At 57.9% G+C, this 16,105-nt stretch carries 18 protein-coding genes; 13 read left to right on the top strand and 5 right to left on the bottom strand.

Annotation, left to right across the window (positions count from 1 at the left end):
- Positions 1-78: 78 nt before the first annotated feature.
- Positions 79-717: a DUF1007 family protein gene (locus SOM40_RS17165; protein WP_320530402.1), complete on the top strand. Its 639-nt coding sequence runs from the start codon at positions 79-81 to the stop codon at positions 715-717.
- Positions 708-1,673, top strand: a complete 966-nt coding sequence (locus tag SOM40_RS17160; RefSeq protein WP_320530401.1) for a nickel/cobalt transporter — start codon at positions 708-710, stop codon at positions 1,671-1,673. The genes SOM40_RS17165 and SOM40_RS17160 overlap by 10 nt, the downstream gene beginning before the upstream one ends.
- A gap of 46 nt (positions 1,674-1,719) precedes the next feature.
- Here SOM40_RS17160 and suhB read toward each other — a convergent pair whose 3' ends face one another.
- Positions 1,720-2,526 carry an inositol-1-monophosphatase gene (gene suhB / locus SOM40_RS17155; protein ID WP_207630082.1) on the bottom strand — a complete coding sequence of 269 codons (807 nt, stop codon included), beginning with the start codon at positions 2,524-2,526 and terminating at the stop codon, positions 1,720-1,722.
- A gap of 138 nt (positions 2,527-2,664) precedes the next feature.
- Between suhB and trmJ the strand changes: the two genes are divergently transcribed.
- The 11 genes from trmJ (at position 2,665) to sseB (ending at position 11,416) form a co-directional block, all read left to right on the top strand.
- Positions 2,665-3,393, top strand: a complete 729-nt coding sequence (gene trmJ, locus SOM40_RS17150; RefSeq protein ID WP_106994590.1) for a tRNA (cytosine(32)/uridine(32)-2'-O)-methyltransferase TrmJ — start codon at positions 2,665-2,667, stop codon at positions 3,391-3,393.
- Positions 3,394-3,627: 234 nt separating this feature from the next.
- A complete protein-coding gene (gene iscR / locus SOM40_RS17145) occupies positions 3,628-4,119 on the top strand; it encodes a Fe-S cluster assembly transcriptional regulator IscR (protein WP_032613130.1) in 492 nt (163 codons plus the stop codon).
- Positions 4,120-4,236: 117 nt separating this feature from the next.
- Positions 4,237-5,451 (top strand): IscS subfamily cysteine desulfurase, encoded by a 1,215-nt coding sequence (locus SOM40_RS17140; RefSeq protein ID WP_320530400.1) that lies wholly within the window; start codon positions 4,237-4,239, stop codon positions 5,449-5,451.
- Positions 5,452-5,474: 23 nt separating this feature from the next.
- A complete protein-coding gene (iscU, locus tag SOM40_RS17135; protein ID WP_004866383.1) occupies positions 5,475-5,861 on the top strand; it encodes a Fe-S cluster assembly scaffold IscU in 387 nt (128 codons plus the stop codon).
- 15 nt (positions 5,862-5,876) lie between these two features.
- Positions 5,877-6,200, top strand: coding sequence for an iron-sulfur cluster assembly protein IscA (gene iscA, locus SOM40_RS17130; protein WP_039029731.1), 324 nt, complete (start codon positions 5,877-5,879; stop codon positions 6,198-6,200).
- Between the two features lie 77 nt (positions 6,201-6,277).
- The gene (gene hscB / locus SOM40_RS17125) at positions 6,278-6,793 is read left to right on the top strand and encodes a co-chaperone HscB (RefSeq protein ID WP_106994592.1); all 516 of its coding nucleotides are present in this window, start codon (positions 6,278-6,280) and stop codon (positions 6,791-6,793) included.
- A 14-nt stretch (positions 6,794-6,807) separates the two neighbouring features.
- Positions 6,808-8,658, top strand: a complete 1,851-nt coding sequence (hscA, locus tag SOM40_RS17120) for a Fe-S protein assembly chaperone HscA (protein ID WP_312998897.1) — start codon at positions 6,808-6,810, stop codon at positions 8,656-8,658.
- Position 8,659: 1 nt separating this feature from the next.
- Positions 8,660-8,995 (top strand): ISC system 2Fe-2S type ferredoxin, encoded by a 336-nt coding sequence (gene fdx / locus SOM40_RS17115; protein WP_106994594.1) that lies wholly within the window; start codon positions 8,660-8,662, stop codon positions 8,993-8,995.
- Position 8,996: 1 nt separating this feature from the next.
- Positions 8,997-9,197: a Fe-S cluster assembly protein IscX gene (gene iscX / locus SOM40_RS17110; RefSeq protein ID WP_106994595.1), complete on the top strand. Its 201-nt coding sequence runs from the start codon at positions 8,997-8,999 to the stop codon at positions 9,195-9,197.
- Positions 9,198-9,257: 60 nt separating this feature from the next.
- Complete coding sequence (pepB, locus tag SOM40_RS17105) at positions 9,258-10,544, top strand: aminopeptidase PepB (RefSeq protein WP_106994596.1); 1,287 nt, start codon at positions 9,258-9,260, stop codon at positions 10,542-10,544.
- Positions 10,545-10,639: 95 nt separating this feature from the next.
- Positions 10,640-11,416: an enhanced serine sensitivity protein SseB gene (sseB, locus tag SOM40_RS17100; RefSeq protein ID WP_106994597.1), complete on the top strand. Its 777-nt coding sequence runs from the start codon at positions 10,640-10,642 to the stop codon at positions 11,414-11,416.
- Positions 11,417-11,434: 18 nt separating this feature from the next.
- Here sseB and SOM40_RS17095 read toward each other — a convergent pair whose 3' ends face one another.
- From SOM40_RS17095 to SOM40_RS17080, 4 genes are all read right to left on the bottom strand, one after another.
- A complete protein-coding gene (locus tag SOM40_RS17095) occupies positions 11,435-12,205 on the bottom strand; it encodes a MurR/RpiR family transcriptional regulator (RefSeq protein ID WP_106994598.1) in 771 nt (256 codons plus the stop codon).
- Complete coding sequence (gene sseA, locus SOM40_RS17090) at positions 12,205-13,053, bottom strand: 3-mercaptopyruvate sulfurtransferase (RefSeq protein WP_225758288.1); 849 nt, start codon at positions 13,051-13,053, stop codon at positions 12,205-12,207. The genes SOM40_RS17095 and sseA overlap by 1 nt, the downstream gene beginning before the upstream one ends.
- Before the next feature lie 89 nt (positions 13,054-13,142).
- Positions 13,143-14,510, bottom strand: coding sequence for a 6-phospho-alpha-glucosidase (locus SOM40_RS17085; RefSeq protein WP_262663366.1), 1,368 nt, complete (start codon positions 14,508-14,510; stop codon positions 13,143-13,145).
- Positions 14,511-14,521: 11 nt separating this feature from the next.
- The gene (locus tag SOM40_RS17080; protein ID WP_106994601.1) at positions 14,522-16,066 is read right to left on the bottom strand and encodes a PTS transporter subunit EIIC; all 1,545 of its coding nucleotides are present in this window, start codon (positions 16,064-16,066) and stop codon (positions 14,522-14,524) included.
- Positions 16,067-16,105: the final 39 nt, after the last annotated feature.

The following is a 16,105-nucleotide window of genomic DNA, read 5'->3' as shown; positions in this document are numbered from 1 at the left end:
CTACGCCATAGCACAGGATGCCGGGCTTTCCTTCAGGAATGCGGGTGAACATCACAGAATTTTTGACGTGAGGAAGAGATGCAAACAGTGAAACGCAGCGCAACGACGCTTTTTTTGGCGGTTTTGTCTTTTGCCGCCGCCGCGCACCCTCACAGCTTTATCACCCTGAAAACAGAGATCATGGTGAAAGACGACCAGCTTACCGGGCTGAAGATGCGCTGGGTGATGGATGAGCTGACCTCCGCCGATCTGCTTTATGATGCCGGAAACGCAAAGCCGGGGGATGAGATCTGGAAGAAGCTGGCGGCAGAGGTGATGGCCAACGTACTCGGTCAGCACTATTTTACCGAGTTCTGGCACAACGGGGAAAAGGTGAAATTCCTCAACCGGCCCACCCAGTACGGTATGACCCGCGTTGATCATCAGGCGGTGCTGACCTTTATCCTGCCGCTGGCGGAGCCGCAGCCGCTGGCCGGGCAGAAATATACCTTTTCCACCTTCGATCCCTCCTACTACGTGGACATGAGCTACGCCGAGGATGACGATGTGTCGCTGCCCGCTGGGCTGCAAAAAAGCTGCGCCCTCACCATCGATACCCCGGAGCCCAGCGATGAGACGCTGAGTTTTGCCAGCTCGCTGGATAAAGACGATGCGCCTCCGGAAGATATGGATCTCGGCAAACAGTTTGCCCAGACGGTGACCTTACAATGTCAGTAATTCGCGCGCGCCGCGTAGCGGATCTCTGGCCGCTGGCGCTGTTTTTGCTGGCGGCGGTGTCAGGGGCCATCTGGCTGTGGCAGGCATGGCCGCTGGTAATGCGTCAGAGCATTCTCTGGCAGCGGGACGTCAATCAGCAGATGAGCGGCTTGCTGAAGGCGGTAGCCGACAATCCGACGGCGGCGGGCGGGTCGCTGCTGGTATTCAGCTTTTTATATGGCGTGCTGCATGCCCTGGGGCCGGGCCACGGCAAAATCGTGATCGCCACCTGGCTTGCCACCCATCCCTCAAAACTGAAATCGAGCATCGGCTTAACCCTGGCCTCCTCTTTATTACAGGGAGTGGTGGCGATCGCCCTGGTGGTGGGGGTGTTAACCCTGCTGCAGCTCCCGGCGCGGGATCTGCACATGAGCAGCTTCTGGCTGGAGAAGGGAAGCTATGCCCTGGTGGGCGTGCTGGGGTTAATGCTCTGCTGGCGGGCGCTAAAAAAACTGCGGGCGTTGCTGCGTAAACCGACCTTTAAAGCCTTTACCCCGCATCACGTTCACGACGCCAACTGCGGCTGCGGCCATCAGCATCTGCCGAGCCCGACGCAGATCCAACGCGCTGACGACTGGCGGGCGCGGATGATGATTATTCTGTCGATGGGGATGCGACCCTGTTCCGGGGCGATCATGGTGCTGCTGTTCAGTAAGGTGATCGGGGTGTTCAGCTGGGGCGTAGCCTCGGCGCTGGCCATGGCGGCGGGAACGGGGCTCACTATCTCTTCACTGGCGCTGCTGGTGCACGGTTTTCGTCAGCTGGCGGTCAGGCTTAGCGGTAATAAAGCGCCGGTGCTGTGGCGACAGATCGGGTGGACAACGCTGGCATTAGCCGGTGGGGTGGTGTTGCTGGTGGCGGCGGTGATGATGTGGATCAGTGCGGTGCCGGTGGGGCGGGGGATGCGGCCGTTTTAGCAATATTGCCCGGTAAGCGAAGCGCCACCGGGCAATATTCACAGAATTAACGCTTCAGCGCTTCACTCAGTTCGTCACGCATGTTCGCCAGCATGGATTTCACCACACGTGGGTTACCTGCAACGATGTTGCCAGACAGCATGTAGTTGTGGCCGCCGGTGAAATCACACACCAGAGCACCTGCTTCGCGAGCAATCAGTTCGCCAGCAGCAAAGTCCCATGGCTTCAGGCCAATCTCAAAGTAACCGTCCACGCGGCCAGCGGCAACGTAGGCCAGATCCAGCGCAGCAGAACCGGAGCGACGGAAGTCAGCGCACTCGGTGAACAGTTTGCCCAGGATTTTCATGTACGCAGGTGCGTGCTGTTTGGCTTTGAACGGGAAACCGGTCGCCAGGATGGTGCCGTCGAGATCGCGAGCGTTGGTGCCGCGCAGACGGTAGCCGTTCAGCTGTGCGCCCTGACCACGGGTAGCGGTGAACAGTTCGTTACGCATTGGATCGTAAACCACCGCCACTTCAGTACGGCCTTTGATGCGTACGGCGATAGAAACAGAGAAGTGGGGCAGACGTTTAACGAAGTTGGTGGTGCCATCCAGTGGATCAATAACCCATTGAACATCCTGATCTTCGCCCACGTGCTCACCGCTTTCTTCGGTGATGATGGTGTGTTGCGGGTAAGATTTGCGAATGGTTTCGATAATCATCGCTTCTGCGGCTTTATCGACGTTAGTCACAAAGTCATTGCTGCCTTTCTGGCTGGTTTCTACGGAATCTGGAGTTTCGTAGTGTTTGGCAATTACATTACCCGCCTTGCGCGCTGCGCGCACGGCGATGGTCAACATAGGATGTTGCATCGGTTACTCTCACTGGATGTTAAAGAACGGGGGATACGAAAACGGCGCAGAGTATAGCAGCGGGATCGGATTATGTCTTCCGTTTATGGTAGCATGGGCGAATATTCTTCAGACACTGAATTCAAACGTAAAAAAATTATGCTGCAAAATATCCGAATCGTACTGGTCGAAACCTCACATACCGGCAATATGGGCTCGGTGGCCCGGGCGATGAAAACCATGGGCTTAACCAATCTCTGGCTGGTTAACCCGCTGGTCAAACCCGACTCACAGGCTATCGCGCTCGCGGCGGGTGCCAGCGACGTCATTGGCAATGCGCAGATCGTTGATACCCTGGATGAAGCCTTAGCGGGTTGCAGCCTGGTGGTTGGCACCAGCGCGCGTTCGCGCACTCTGCCGTGGCCGATGCTCGATCCGCGTGAATGTGGGTTGAAAAGCGTTTCCGAAGGTCAGCATGCGCCGGTGGCGCTGGTGTTTGGCCGTGAGCGCGTGGGGCTGACCAACGATGAGCTGCAGAAGTGCCATTATCACGTCGCCATTGCCGCTAACCCTGAGTACAGCTCGCTGAACCTGGCGATGGCCGTGCAGGTTATTGCCTATGAAGTGCGTATGGCATGGCTGGCAACCCAGGAGAAAGAGACCTACGCTGCGCCGGAAGAGACCCCGTATCCGCTGGTGGATGACCTGGAGCGTTTCTATGGTCATCTGGAGCAGACCCTTCTCAGCACCGGCTTTATCCGCGCCGGGCATCCGGGGCAGGTGATGAACCGCCTCCGCCGTCTCTTTACCCGTGCGCGTCCGGAAAGCCAGGAGCTGAACATCCTGCGCGGTATTCTGGCGTCGATTGAGCAGAAGAATAAAGAGTAGTGCTATGTTGCCCGGCGGCGCTGCGCTTGCACGGGCCTACGGACCTGTAGGCCGGGTAAGCGAAGCGCCACCCGGCAAAAAACATTAGCGCACAGAAGGTTAAATACCTGACTAAAACAGTCAAGTAAATAGTTGACCAATTTAGTCGGGAATGTCAGACTTGGCCCTGCTATGCAATACCCCCACTTTACAATAAAAACCCCGGGCAGGGGCGAGTTTGAGGTTAAGTAAGACATGAGACTGACATCTAAAGGGCGTTATGCCGTGACCGCGATGCTGGACGTTGCGCTCAACTCCGAATCGGGCCCGGTTCCGTTGGCTGATATTTCTGAACGTCAGGGAATCTCCCTCTCTTATCTGGAACAGCTTTTCTCCCGACTGCGTAAAAATGGCCTGGTTTCCAGCGTCCGCGGTCCTGGCGGCGGATATCTGTTAGGTAAAGACGCGGGCAGTATTGCCGTTGGCGAAGTGATTAGCGCAGTTGACGAATCCGTCGACGCGACCCGTTGCCAGGGTAAAGGCGGCTGTCAGGGCGGCGATAAATGCCTGACTCACGCGCTGTGGCGCGATCTGAGCGACCGTCTGACCGGCTTCCTGAATAACATCACCATTGGTGAACTGGTTAACAACCAGGAAGTGCTGGACGTCTCTGGTCGTCAGCACTCGCACGAGTCCCATCGTAATACCCGCGCGCAGGACGCTATCGACGTCAAATTACGCGCGTAATAAAAAATAAGTATTTCAGAATCAGGCCGGGGCATAACTCGCCCCGCGTACTCGGTCGTACATCCAGCCGGTTGCCTGATTCCTTGCATTGAAGCGATGTACGGAGTTTAAAGAGCAATGAAATTACCGATCTATCTCGATTACTCCGCAACCACGCCGGTGGACCCGCGTGTTGCCGAGAAAATGATGCAGTGTCTGACCCTGGACGGAAACTTTGGTAACCCGGCTTCCCGTTCACACCGTTTTGGCTGGCATGCTGAAGAGGCGGTAGATATCGCCCGTAATCAGATTGCCGAGCTGGTTGGCGCTGACCCGCGTGAAATTGTTTTCACCTCCGGCGCGACCGAATCCGATAACCTGGCGATCAAGGGTGCGGCCAATTTCTATCAGAAAAAAGGCAAGCACATCATCACCAGCAAAACCGAACACAAAGCCGTACTGGATACCTGTCGTCAGCTGGAGCGTGAAGGGTTTGAAGTGACCTACCTCGCACCGCAGCGCAACGGTATCATCGACCTGAAAGAGCTCGAAGCGGCCATGCGTGATGACACCATCCTGGTCTCCATCATGCACGTGAACAACGAAATCGGCGTGGTGCTGGATATCGCTACCATCGGCGAACTGTGCCGTGCCCGCGGTATCATCTACCACGTGGATGCGACCCAGAGCGTGGGCAAACTGCCTATCGACCTGAGCCAGCTGAAAGTGGACCTGATGTCCTTCTCCGGCCACAAAATCTATGGCCCGAAAGGCATTGGCGCGCTGTACGTGCGTCGTAAGCCACGTATCCGTATCGAATCCCAGATGCACGGCGGCGGTCACGAGCGCGGTATGCGTTCCGGTACTCTGCCTGTTCACCAGATCGTTGGGATGGGTGAAGCCTACCGTATCGCCAAAGAAGAGATGGAAACCGAGATGGCACGCCTGCGTACGCTGCGTAACCGTCTGTGGGAAGGCGTGAAGGATATGGAAGAGGTCTACCTGAACGGCGATCTCGAGCAGGGCGCACCAAACATTCTTAACGTCAGCTTCAACTATGTTGAAGGCGAGTCGCTGATCATGGCCCTGAAAGACCTGGCCGTCTCCTCCGGTTCTGCGTGTACTTCCGCAAGCCTCGAGCCGTCCTACGTGCTGCGCGCACTGGGCATGACCGACGAACTGGCACACAGCTCTATCCGTTTCTCTTTAGGTCGTTTCACTACCGATGAAGAGATTGACTACACCATCAAGCTGGTTCGCAACTCCATTGGCCGTCTGCGTGACCTTTCTCCACTGTGGGAAATGTTCAAAGAAGGCGTGGATCTGAACAGCATTGAATGGTCACATCACTAATCGGTTTGTAAGGAGAATTCAACATGGCATACAGCGAAAAAGTTATCGATCATTACGAGAATCCACGTAACGTGGGCTCCTTCGACAACAGTGATGACAGCGTGGGCAGCGGCATGGTGGGTGCACCAGCCTGTGGCGACGTGATGAAGTTGCAGATTAAAGTCAACAATGAAGGTATCATTGAAGACGCGCGCTTCAAGACCTACGGTTGCGGTTCCGCAATCGCTTCCAGCTCCCTGGTCACCGAGTGGGTGAAGGGCAAATCCCTGGACGAAGCGCAGGCAATTAAAAATACCGATATTGCTGACGAACTCGAACTGCCGCCGGTGAAAATTCACTGCTCTATCCTGGCGGAAGATGCGATTAAAGCCGCAATCGCGGATTACAAAAGCAAACGTGAAGCAAAATAATTAGTTGAGGTTGTTATGTCGATTACCCTTAGCGACAGCGCTGCCGCGCGAGTAAGCTCCTTCCTGGCAAACCGTGGCAAAGGCTTTGGCCTGCGACTGGGTGTACGCACTTCCGGCTGTTCCGGTATGGCGTATGTACTGGAATTTGTTGACGAACCTGCGGCGGAAGATACCGTGTTCGAAGACAAAGGCGTGAAGGTAGTGGTCGATGGTAAAAGCCTGCAGTTCCTGAACGGCACTCAGCTGGACTTTGTCAAAGAAGGCCTTAACGAAGGGTTTAAATTCACCAACCCGAACGTGAAAGATGAGTGCGGCTGCGGCGAAAGCTTCCACGTCTAATTGCGTATCACCTGCTAACCCCACCGCAGCCAGACTGTGTGTGGGGTTTGTTTTAATCAGCTAACCCTGAGATTGTTATGGATTACTTCACCCTCTTTGGGTTACCAGCCGGGTATGAAATTGATACTCAGGCGCTGGCGGCCCGTTTCCAGGATCTGCAACGTCAGTACCATCCGGATAAGTTCGCCAGCGGCACCCAGGCGGAACAGCTGGCGGCGGTGCAGCACTCTGCGACCATCAATCAGGCGTGGCAAACCCTGCGCAATCCGCTGAGCCGGGCAGAATATCTGCTCTCGCTACATGGGTTTGATCTCGCCAGTGAGCAACACACCGTCCGCGACACCGCTTTCCTGATGGAACAGCTGGAGCTGCGTGAAGAGCTGGATGAGATCGACCAGGCCAAAGACGAAGCGCGTCTGGAACGTTTTATTAAGCGCGTAAAAGGGATGTTCGATGCCCGCCATCAGCAGATGGTTGACCAATTGAATAACGAGACGTGGGACGTGGCGGCGGACACTGTGCGCAAGCTGCGTTTTCTCGATAAACTGCGAAGCAGTGCTGAACAACTCGAAGAAAAGCTGCTCGATTTTTAATTTCGGAAGCAATTATGGCCTTATTACAAATTAGTGAGCCGGGCTTAAGTGCCGCACCGCACCAGCGTCGTCTGGCGGTAGGCATCGACTTAGGCACCACCAATTCGCTGGTGGCGACCGTGCGCAGCGGCCAGGCTGAGACGCTGGCGGATGCGCAGGGTCAACACCTGCTGCCGTCTGTGGTCCACTATCAGCCCCAGGGCCACAGCGTGGGTTACGACGCCCGCGCCAATGCGGCACAGGATCCTGCCAACACCATCAGTTCGGTAAAACGCATGATGGGCCGTTCCCTGGCAGATATCCAGAGTCGTTACCCGCATCTGCCGTATCAGCTGCAGGCCAGTGAAAACGGCCTGCCGATGATCGCCACCACTGCCGGTTTACTCAACCCGATCCGTGTCTCTGCCGATATCCTTAAGGCGCTGGCCGCCCGCGCGACCGCGACCCTGGAAGGCGAACTGGATGGCGTAGTGATCACCGTTCCGGCCTATTTCGATGACGCCCAGCGTCAGGGCACCAAAGACGCGGCGCGTCTGGCGGGCCTGCACGTGCTGCGTCTGCTCAACGAGCCGACCGCGGCTGCCATTGCTTACGGCCTAGACTCCGGTCAGGAAGGGGTGATTGCCGTCTTCGACCTCGGCGGCGGGACCTTTGATATTTCTATCCTGCGCCTGAGCCGCGGGGTGTTTGAAGTGCTGGCCACCGGCGGTGACTCTGCTCTCGGCGGCGACGACTTTGACCACCTGCTGGCGGATCATATCTGTGAGCTGGCGGGAATCGCCGATCGGAGTGATGCGCGCCTGCAGCGTCAGCTGCTGGACGCCGCCATTGCCGCCAAAATCGCCCTCAGCGATGCCCCGTCCGTGACCGTTGAGATCGCAGGCTGGAAAGGCGACATCAGCCGCGAGCAGTTCAACGAACTGATCGCCCCGCTGGTGAAGCGCACTCTGCTGGCCTGCCGTCGCGCGCTGAAAGATGCGGGCGTCGAGGCACAAGAGGTGCTGGACGTAGTGATGGTCGGCGGATCGACCCGCGTGCCGCTGGTGCGTGAGCGCGTGGGCGAGTTCTTTGGCCGCACGCCATTAACCTCTATCGATCCGGATAAAGTGGTCGCCATTGGCGCCGCCATCCAGGCCGATATCCTGGTCGGCAACAAGCCGGACAGCGAAATGCTGCTGCTGGACGTCATCCCGCTGTCCCTCGGTTTAGAAACCATGGGCGGCCTGGTCGAGAAGGTGATCCCGCGTAACACCACCATTCCGGTGGCGCGTGCGCAGGAGTTCACCACCTTCAAAGACGGCCAGACCGCGATGTCGATCCACGTCCTGCAGGGCGAGCGCGAGCTGGTCCAGGACTGCCGCTCGCTGGCGCGTTTCGCGCTGCGCGGCATTCCGGCACTGCCAGCGGGCGGGGCGCATATCCGCGTCACCTTCCAGGTGGATGCGGACGGCCTGCTGAGCGTCACGGCGATGGAAAAATCGACCGGTGTCGAATCCTCCATCCAGGTGAAACCGTCCTACGGTCTGACCGATGGCGAAATCGCCACCATGATTCAGGACTCAATGAGTTTTGCTGCGCAGGATGTGAAGGCGCGCATGCTGGCTGAACAGAAAGTTGAAGCCGCACGCGTGCTGGAAAGCCTGAACAGCGCACTCACTGCTGATGCCGCGCTGTTAAGCGCCGCTGAACGTCAGGCCATTGACGACGCCGTCGCGCAACTGAGCGCGGTAGCGGAAGGCGATGACGCTGACGCCATAGAACAAGCGATTAAAAACGTTGATAAACAAACCCAGGAGTTCGCCGCACGTCGTATGGACCAGTCTGTCCGTACCGCGCTGAAAGGCCACTCCGTGGACGAGGTTTAATATGCCAAAGATTGTTATTTTGCCTCATGCGGACCTCTGTCCGGATGGTGCAGTTCTGGAAGCTGAGACTGGCGAAACCATCCTTAACGTTGCCCTGCGCAACGGTATCGAAGTGGAACACGCCTGTGAAAAATCCTGTGCCTGCACGACCTGCCACTGCATCGTCCGCGAGGGCTTTGACTCTCTTGCGGAGAGCACAGAAGATGAAGATGACATGCTGGATAAAGCATGGGGTCTGGAGCCGGAAAGTCGTCTGAGCTGTCAGGCGCGCGTCACCGATGAAGATCTGGTGGTCGAACTTCCGCGTTATACGCTTAACCACGCACGCGAGCATTAATATGGGACTGAAGTGGACAGACAGCCGTGAAATCGGCGAGGCGCTGTACGACGCTAATCCGGATCTCGATCCGAAAACCGTACGCTTCACCGATATGCATCAGTGGATTTGCGACCTGGAAGAGTTTGACGACGATCCTAACGCATCCAATGAAAAAGTTCTGGAGGCGATTCTGCTAGTCTGGTTAGACGAAGCAGAATAAAAACGTTACGGGCTGCCTTCAGGCGGCCCGTTTGCTTGTTGCTAATAAGGATAAATAAAAATGACCGAAGCGATGAAGATTACGCTCTCTACTCAGCCTGCCGATGCGCGCTGGGGTGAAAAAGCGACTTACAGCATTAATAACGACGGTATTACCCTGCATCTGAACGGCAGCGACGATTTAGGCCTGATCCAGCGCGCGGCGCGTAAAATTGACGGTCTGGGCATTAAACATGTCACCCTCGACGGCGAAGGCTGGGATGTGGATCGCAGCTGGGCCTTTTCGTCAGGTTACAAAGGCCCGAAAGGCACCCGTAAAATTGAGTGGGCCAGCCTCGACGCGGCGGCACAGAAAGAGCTGGAAAGCCGTCTGACCATCATCGACTGGGTGCGTGACACCATTAACGCCCCGGCTGAAGAGTTAGGCCCGGAGCAGCTGGCGCAGCGCGCGGTGGATCTGCTGAGCAACGTCGCTGGCGACAAGATGTCTTATCGCATCACTAAAGGCGAAGATCTGCGCGAGCAGAACTACATGGGTCTGCACACCGTAGGCCGTGGTTCTGAACGCCCGCCGGTTCTGCTGGCGCTGGATTACAACCCGACCGGCGACAAGCAAGCCCCGGTGTATGCCTGCCTGGTGGGTAAAGGTATCACCTTCGATACCGGCGGTTACAGCCTGAAGCAGAGCGCGTTCATGGACTCGATGAAGTCCGACATGGGCGGCGCGGCTACCATTACCGGCGCGCTGGCTTTTGCCATCACCCGCGGCCTGAACAAGCGCGTGAAGCTGTACCTGTGCTGCGCCGATAACATGGTCAGCGGTAATGCCTTCAAGCTGGGCGATATCATTCGCTACCGCAACGGCAAGAACGTCGAAGTGATGAACACCGACGCCGAAGGCCGTCTGGTGCTGGCCGATGGCCTGATTGATGCTTCTGCGCAGAAACCTGAGCTGATCATCGATATGGCGACCCTGACCGGGGCGGCGAAAACGGCGCTGGGCAACGACTATCATGCCCTGTTCAGCTTCGACGACAAGCTGGCGGCCCGTCTGCTGGCCAGCGCCGCTGCCGAGAACGAGCCGTTCTGGCGTCTGCCACTGGCCGAGTTCCACCGCAGCCAGCTGCCGTCGAACTTTGCCGAACTGAACAACACCGCCAGCGCGGCCTATCCGGCCGGTGCCAGCACCGCCGCTGGTTTCCTGTCGCACTTCGTTGAGAACTATCACGAAGGCTGGCTGCACATCGACTGCTCCGCCACCTACCGTAAAGCAGCGGTTGAGCAGTGGTCTGCCGGTGCCACCGGTCTGGGTGTGCGTACTATTGCGAACCTGTTGACCGCAGAGTAATTGGCTTGCCGGGTGGCGCTGCGCTTACCCGGCCTACAAAACCCGTAGGCCCGTGCAAGCGTAGCGCCGCCGGGCGATTTTGAAGTAACGAAACTATGTCAGAAACCAAAAACGAATTAGAAACCCTGCTGGAGAAAGCGGCCACCGAGCCCGCTCATCGTCCGGCATTTTTCCGCACGCTGCTGGAGTCCACCGTCTGGGTGCCCGGCACCGCCGCGGAAGGTGAGCAGGTTGTTGAGGACAGCGCCCTGGATCTGCTGCACTGGGAAAAGGATGACGGCACCTCGGTGATCCCGTTCTTCTCCTCACTGGAAGCGTTGCAGGAAGCGGTTGAAGATGAGCAGGCGTTCGTGGTGATGCCGGTGCGTACGCTGTTTGAGATGACGCTGGGCGAAACCCTGTTCCTGAATGCCAAATTGCCGACCGGGAAAGAGTTTACCCCGCGCGAAATCAGCCATCTGATTGGTGAGGAGGGCAACCCGCTCAGCACTCAGGAGGTGCTGGAGGGCGGTGCATCTCTGCTGCTGTCGGAAGTGGCCGAGCCACCGGCGCAGATGATTGACTCCCTGACCACCCTGTTTAAAACCCTCAAACCGGTGAAACGGGCGTTTCTCTGCTCGATCAAAGAGCAGGCTGACGAACAGCCGGTACTGCTGATCGGGATTGAGGCAGATGGCGACATCGAAGAGATCATCCAGGCGACAGGCAGCGTGGCGACCGATACCCTGCCGGGCGACGAACCGATCGATATCTGTCAGGTGGTGAAAGGGGAGAAGGGCATCAGCCACTTTATCACCGAGCACATCACGCCGTTCTATGAACGTCGCTGGGGTGGCTTCCTGCGCGATTTCAAAAACAACCGCATTATCTGAACCATCACGGGGTGATCTTCACCCCGTTGCCTCCAGCAGCAGTAAATCCATCAGCAGCACCAGGTTCGACTCAAACGACGTCACCCCTGCGGCCTCGGCAGCGAAATGCACCGCTTCGTCGTACAGCGCAAAATGCAGATTCGCCATCCCCGCCAGCGTGTTTGCCGACGCCCGGGTAAAGGCCACCACCGTCATCCCCACGTTCTGCGCGATCCGCGCCTTATCCAGTACCTGCTCCGTTTCGCCACTGCGCGACACCGCGATGAAGACCTGATAGCGCGAGGCGTTGCTGAGAAAAATATTGCGGCTGTCGCCAGGACCGGAGATAAACGCCGTCTTGCCCAGCACCTGCAGTTTCTTGGTCAGGTACTCGGCAAACAGGTAGGAAAAGCCCGCCCCGTAGAGAAAGAAGCTCTCTTTCTCCCGCAGCAGTTCGCCAAAGCGGCGACGCTTGTCCGGCGTCGCCCACTGCAGGGTCTGCTGGTAATTAGCAATAAACTGATTAAACAGTGCGGGGAGTTCCGCCGTCTGGCTGGCTTCAGCTGCAATGTGCGGCGTATCGCTCAGCAGCTGCTTGCAGTGCCAGGTGAACTCGCTAAAGCCGCTGAAGCCCAGCTTGCGGCACAGACGCATAATGGTGGCGGTAGAGACGAAGGTCGCCTGCGCCAGCTCCCGCACGGTGATCTGGCCCACCAGCAGGGGATGTTCGGTGAGATGGGCCAGCACGCGATACTCTGCGCGGGTCAGAGACTCCCCGCGCGTTAACAGTGTCGCCAGACGGTTATCCATTACTGAGCCGGTTCAACCGGCAGATCGTCCCGGGCACCCCATTCACTCCACGCCCCGTCGTACAGCGTGACGTCGGTTTTGCCGAGGGTCGCCAGCGCCAGAATGACGACGCAGGCGGTGACCCCGGAGCCACAGCTGGCGACGATCGGCTGATGGAGATCCACGCCCTGACGAGAGAAAATCTCACGCAGTTCGTCGGTGGTTTTCAGTTCGCCTTCAAACACCAGATCGCCCCACGGCACGTTAAGTGCGCCGGGGATATGGCCGCGTTTGAGGCCCGGGCGCGGCTCGTCGGCCTCGGCGTTAAAGCGCGGGGCAGGGCGGGCATCGACAATCTGCGCGGTCTGCTCGTGGCTTGCCAGCAGCACGTCGGTGACGCGCTTGATCGCCCCGGCATCGAAGGTGGCTTCGAAATCGCCATCCGGCAGAGAGATATCGCCCTGCTGGAGAGGCAGCTCAGCCCGCTGCCAGCCGGCAAGACCGCCCGCCAGAATCGACACTTTCTCCACGCCGAAGGTTTTCAGCATCCACCATGCTCGCGGAGCGGAGAAGAGGTTACCCTCATCGTAAACGACCAGATGCTTATCGCGGCTGATGCCCAGCTCGCGCATCGCCACGGCAAAGGCTTCCGGGCGCGGCATCATGTGCGGCAGGGGAGAGGTATGATCGGAGAGCGCTTCGATATCAAAAAATACCGCGTCCGGCAGATGTCCGGCGCGGTATTCCGCGGGCATATCGCGAAGGTGTTCCTGACCGGCAGGAGCCATACGAGCATCAATGATTTGAACTTCAGGGTCATCACTGTGCTCAATCAGCCAGTCGGCTGAGACAAAATACGAGGTGGACATGGGTGCCTCCATTAATGAATCCATTGATGGATTGTCGGTGTTTTTTCTGACACCGACAAGCGGACCACGTTCAACTCGCGAGCAAGCCCTTATTTTTTCACTGCTTCCCCATCCTGCCAGGCTTTTTGCAGTGCTGGCCAGTATTCGCGGTTGGCCTCGATCATCTCATCCAGGATCGCTTTGGCATGCTCCATCGTCGGCACGGTGCGGTTCAGGGTGAACGCCTGCAACGCTTTTTCGTAGCTGCCTTCGATGGTGGCTTCTACCAGCAGTTGCTCCGAGGCCAGCTGCTGTTGCAGCAGGGTCTGGTGGAACAGCGGCACCTGACCGATGCGGATCGGCTCAGGCCCTTCGCTTGTAATATACGCCGGAACCTCAACCATCGCGTCGTACGGCAGATTGGTAATCGCCCCCCGATTTTCCACCATCACCAGATGACGCTGACGCAGGTTAAACGCCAGCGAGCGGGCCACATCCACGATAAACTCGCCGTGCACTCCCACGTGGAAGGCATCCGACAGGATCCCGGTCTGTTTATACTCTTCCGCAGCGGCAAACAGCTTTTTCTCCCGTCCGTTCATCACTTCGTTGGCGCGAGTGTAGTCCGGGTTCTGGTGCTCCACGATCTGGTTCGGCATCAGGTAGTACTGCAGATACGGGTTCGGCAGATATTCCGGGAAGTTGTCCATGATCGGCTTGATGTTGCGCCAGGTTTTCACCCACGACGGATCTGAGTGCTGCGGGTCGGTTTTGGCCGCATCTTCGGTCAGCAGACCAAATCTGGCGATATGGCGACGCAGCTCAGGCAGTTTATCCTCGCCGTCCACCAGCACGCGGGTAAACCAGCCGAAGTGGTTGAGGCCGAAGTAGTCCACCTCCAGCTTGTGGCGATCCACGCCGAGAATGGCTCCCATGTTACGCATTGCCGCCACCGGCATATCGCAAATGTTCAGTACCCGGGCCTCCGGGCGCAGGCGGCGCACGCCTTCGGCAACAATGGCTGCCGGGTTGGAGTAGTTAACGATCCACGCCTTCTCATGGGCATAGCGGTCAACCATGTCGATCAGCTCAACCATCGGCAGGATGGTGCGCAGGCCGTACGCCAGTCCGCCCGGGCCACAGGTCTCCTGGCCGACCACGCCGTGACGCAGGGGGATCTTCTCATCCTGCTCGCGCATTTTGTACTGGCCGACGCGCATCTGGGCGAAGACGAAATGGGCCCCGCTGAACGCCACTTCCGGATCGCTGGTGACGCTGAACTTAATGTCCTGGCTGTGATCGCGAATCACCTTCTCTACCACCGGCGCGATGGTGCTCTGCCGCGCTTCATCGATGTCGTAGAGACGAATTTCGGCCAGCGGGAATTTGTCCAGCTGCACCATCAGGCTTTTCACAATCCCGGGCGTATAGGTGCTGCCGCCACCGGCGATAGAGAGAATAAATGGGGGGGTAATCATGTTTATCTCCTTCAGAGAACCGTCTCGACCGCTTCTCGCATTTTTTTGACATGCAGCCCGTAGACCACCTGAACGTTGTTACCTTGCTTGATAATGCCTTTCGCGCCCGTCGCCTTGAGCCGCGGCTCGTCGATGATGGCTACGTCTTTGACCGTGACGCGCAGGCGGGTGTAGCAGTTGTCCACCACCTCAATGTTTTCGCGTCCGCCGAGGCCGACGACAATCGCCTCGCCCAGACCATCATTGCTGCCTTTCGCCTGGTACTCCTGTTTGCTGTACAGGCGGGTCTCCTGATCTTCCTCTTCACGCCCTGGTGTCTTCATGCGGAAATGCAGGATCAGGAAGCGGAAGACCACGAAGTAGAGGCTGAACATGATTAACCCGACCAGGATGTACATCGGCCAGTTGGATTTTTCGGTGCCCAGCGGCAGGTTATAGAGAATGAAATCGATGATGCCGTTGGCGCCGATGGCGTGAACCCCCAGCAGATAAAAGAGCATCATGCCGATCCCGGTCAGGACCGCGTGAACCACAAACAGCAGCGGGGCGACGAACAGGAAGGAGAACTCAATCGGCTCGGTCACCCCCACCAGCAGCGAGGTGAGTGCCGCCGGGATCAGAATCGCTTTCGCCGCGGCTTTACGCTCCGGTTTCGCGGTCATGTACATCGCCAGCGCGGCGGCAGGCAGGCCAAACATTTTGCTGATGCCGCGGGCATCCCATACCACTGTGCTGCTGAGCTGCTTCACCTCCGGACAGGCCATCTCGGCAAAGTAGATATTGCGCGCGCCCTGATAGGTGGCGCCGCAGACCTCCTGGGTGCCGCCCAGTTCGGTGTAGAGGAAAGGGGTATATACCAGATGGTGCAGGCCGGTCGGCACCAGGATGCGCTCAAGGAAGCCGTAAATCGCCACCCCAAACGCCCCGGAGCCTTTAATGGCTAAGGCCATGGCGCTGATGCCGTGCTGGGCAAAGGGCCACAGCTCGCTCATTACCACCCCCAGAAGCATCGAGACCGGGAGCATAATGATGGCGACGAAGCAGTGCCCCGAGTAGATCGCCATCGCGCCGTTAAACTGCACGCCGGAGTATTTGTTATACAGATAGCCCGACAGCGCCCCGGTAAGGATCCCGGCAAAGACGCCCATTTCCAGCACCTGTACCCCCAGCACCATGCTCTGCCCGGCCGCTTTCATCTGATCAGCGGGAGCCAGCGCCCCCTGTAGCTGCATGGTCACGTTCATGGCGTTGATAAACACCACGAAGGTCACCAGGCCGATCAGCGCCGCGTAACCTTTGTCACGCGTTGCCAGACCGATGGGGATCCCCACGGCAAACACCAGCGCCAGGTTAACCAGCACCGAGACGGCGGATTTTGAAATCAGCTGGCCGATGCTCTGGATCAGTGGATGGCCGAGGAATGGCAGATACCCGGCAAGGGCGCCATTACCTAATACATTACCAAAAGCAATGAACAGACCGACTATCGGCAGGATAAGTACAGGTCCGTACAATGATTTTCCGAAATTTTGTAGGGCGTTCACGGCTCGTTTCATGTCGTTCTCTCTTATTGAACCGCGCACTCAGGGTGCGTC

Source organism: Leclercia sp. CFBP8987 (assembly GCF_034044995.2).
GTDB lineage: Bacteria > Pseudomonadota > Gammaproteobacteria > Enterobacterales > Enterobacteriaceae > Enterobacter > Enterobacter tamurae.
Note: the sequence above shows the minus strand (reverse complement) of the source record. Positions and strands in the feature narration are given on the sequence as shown.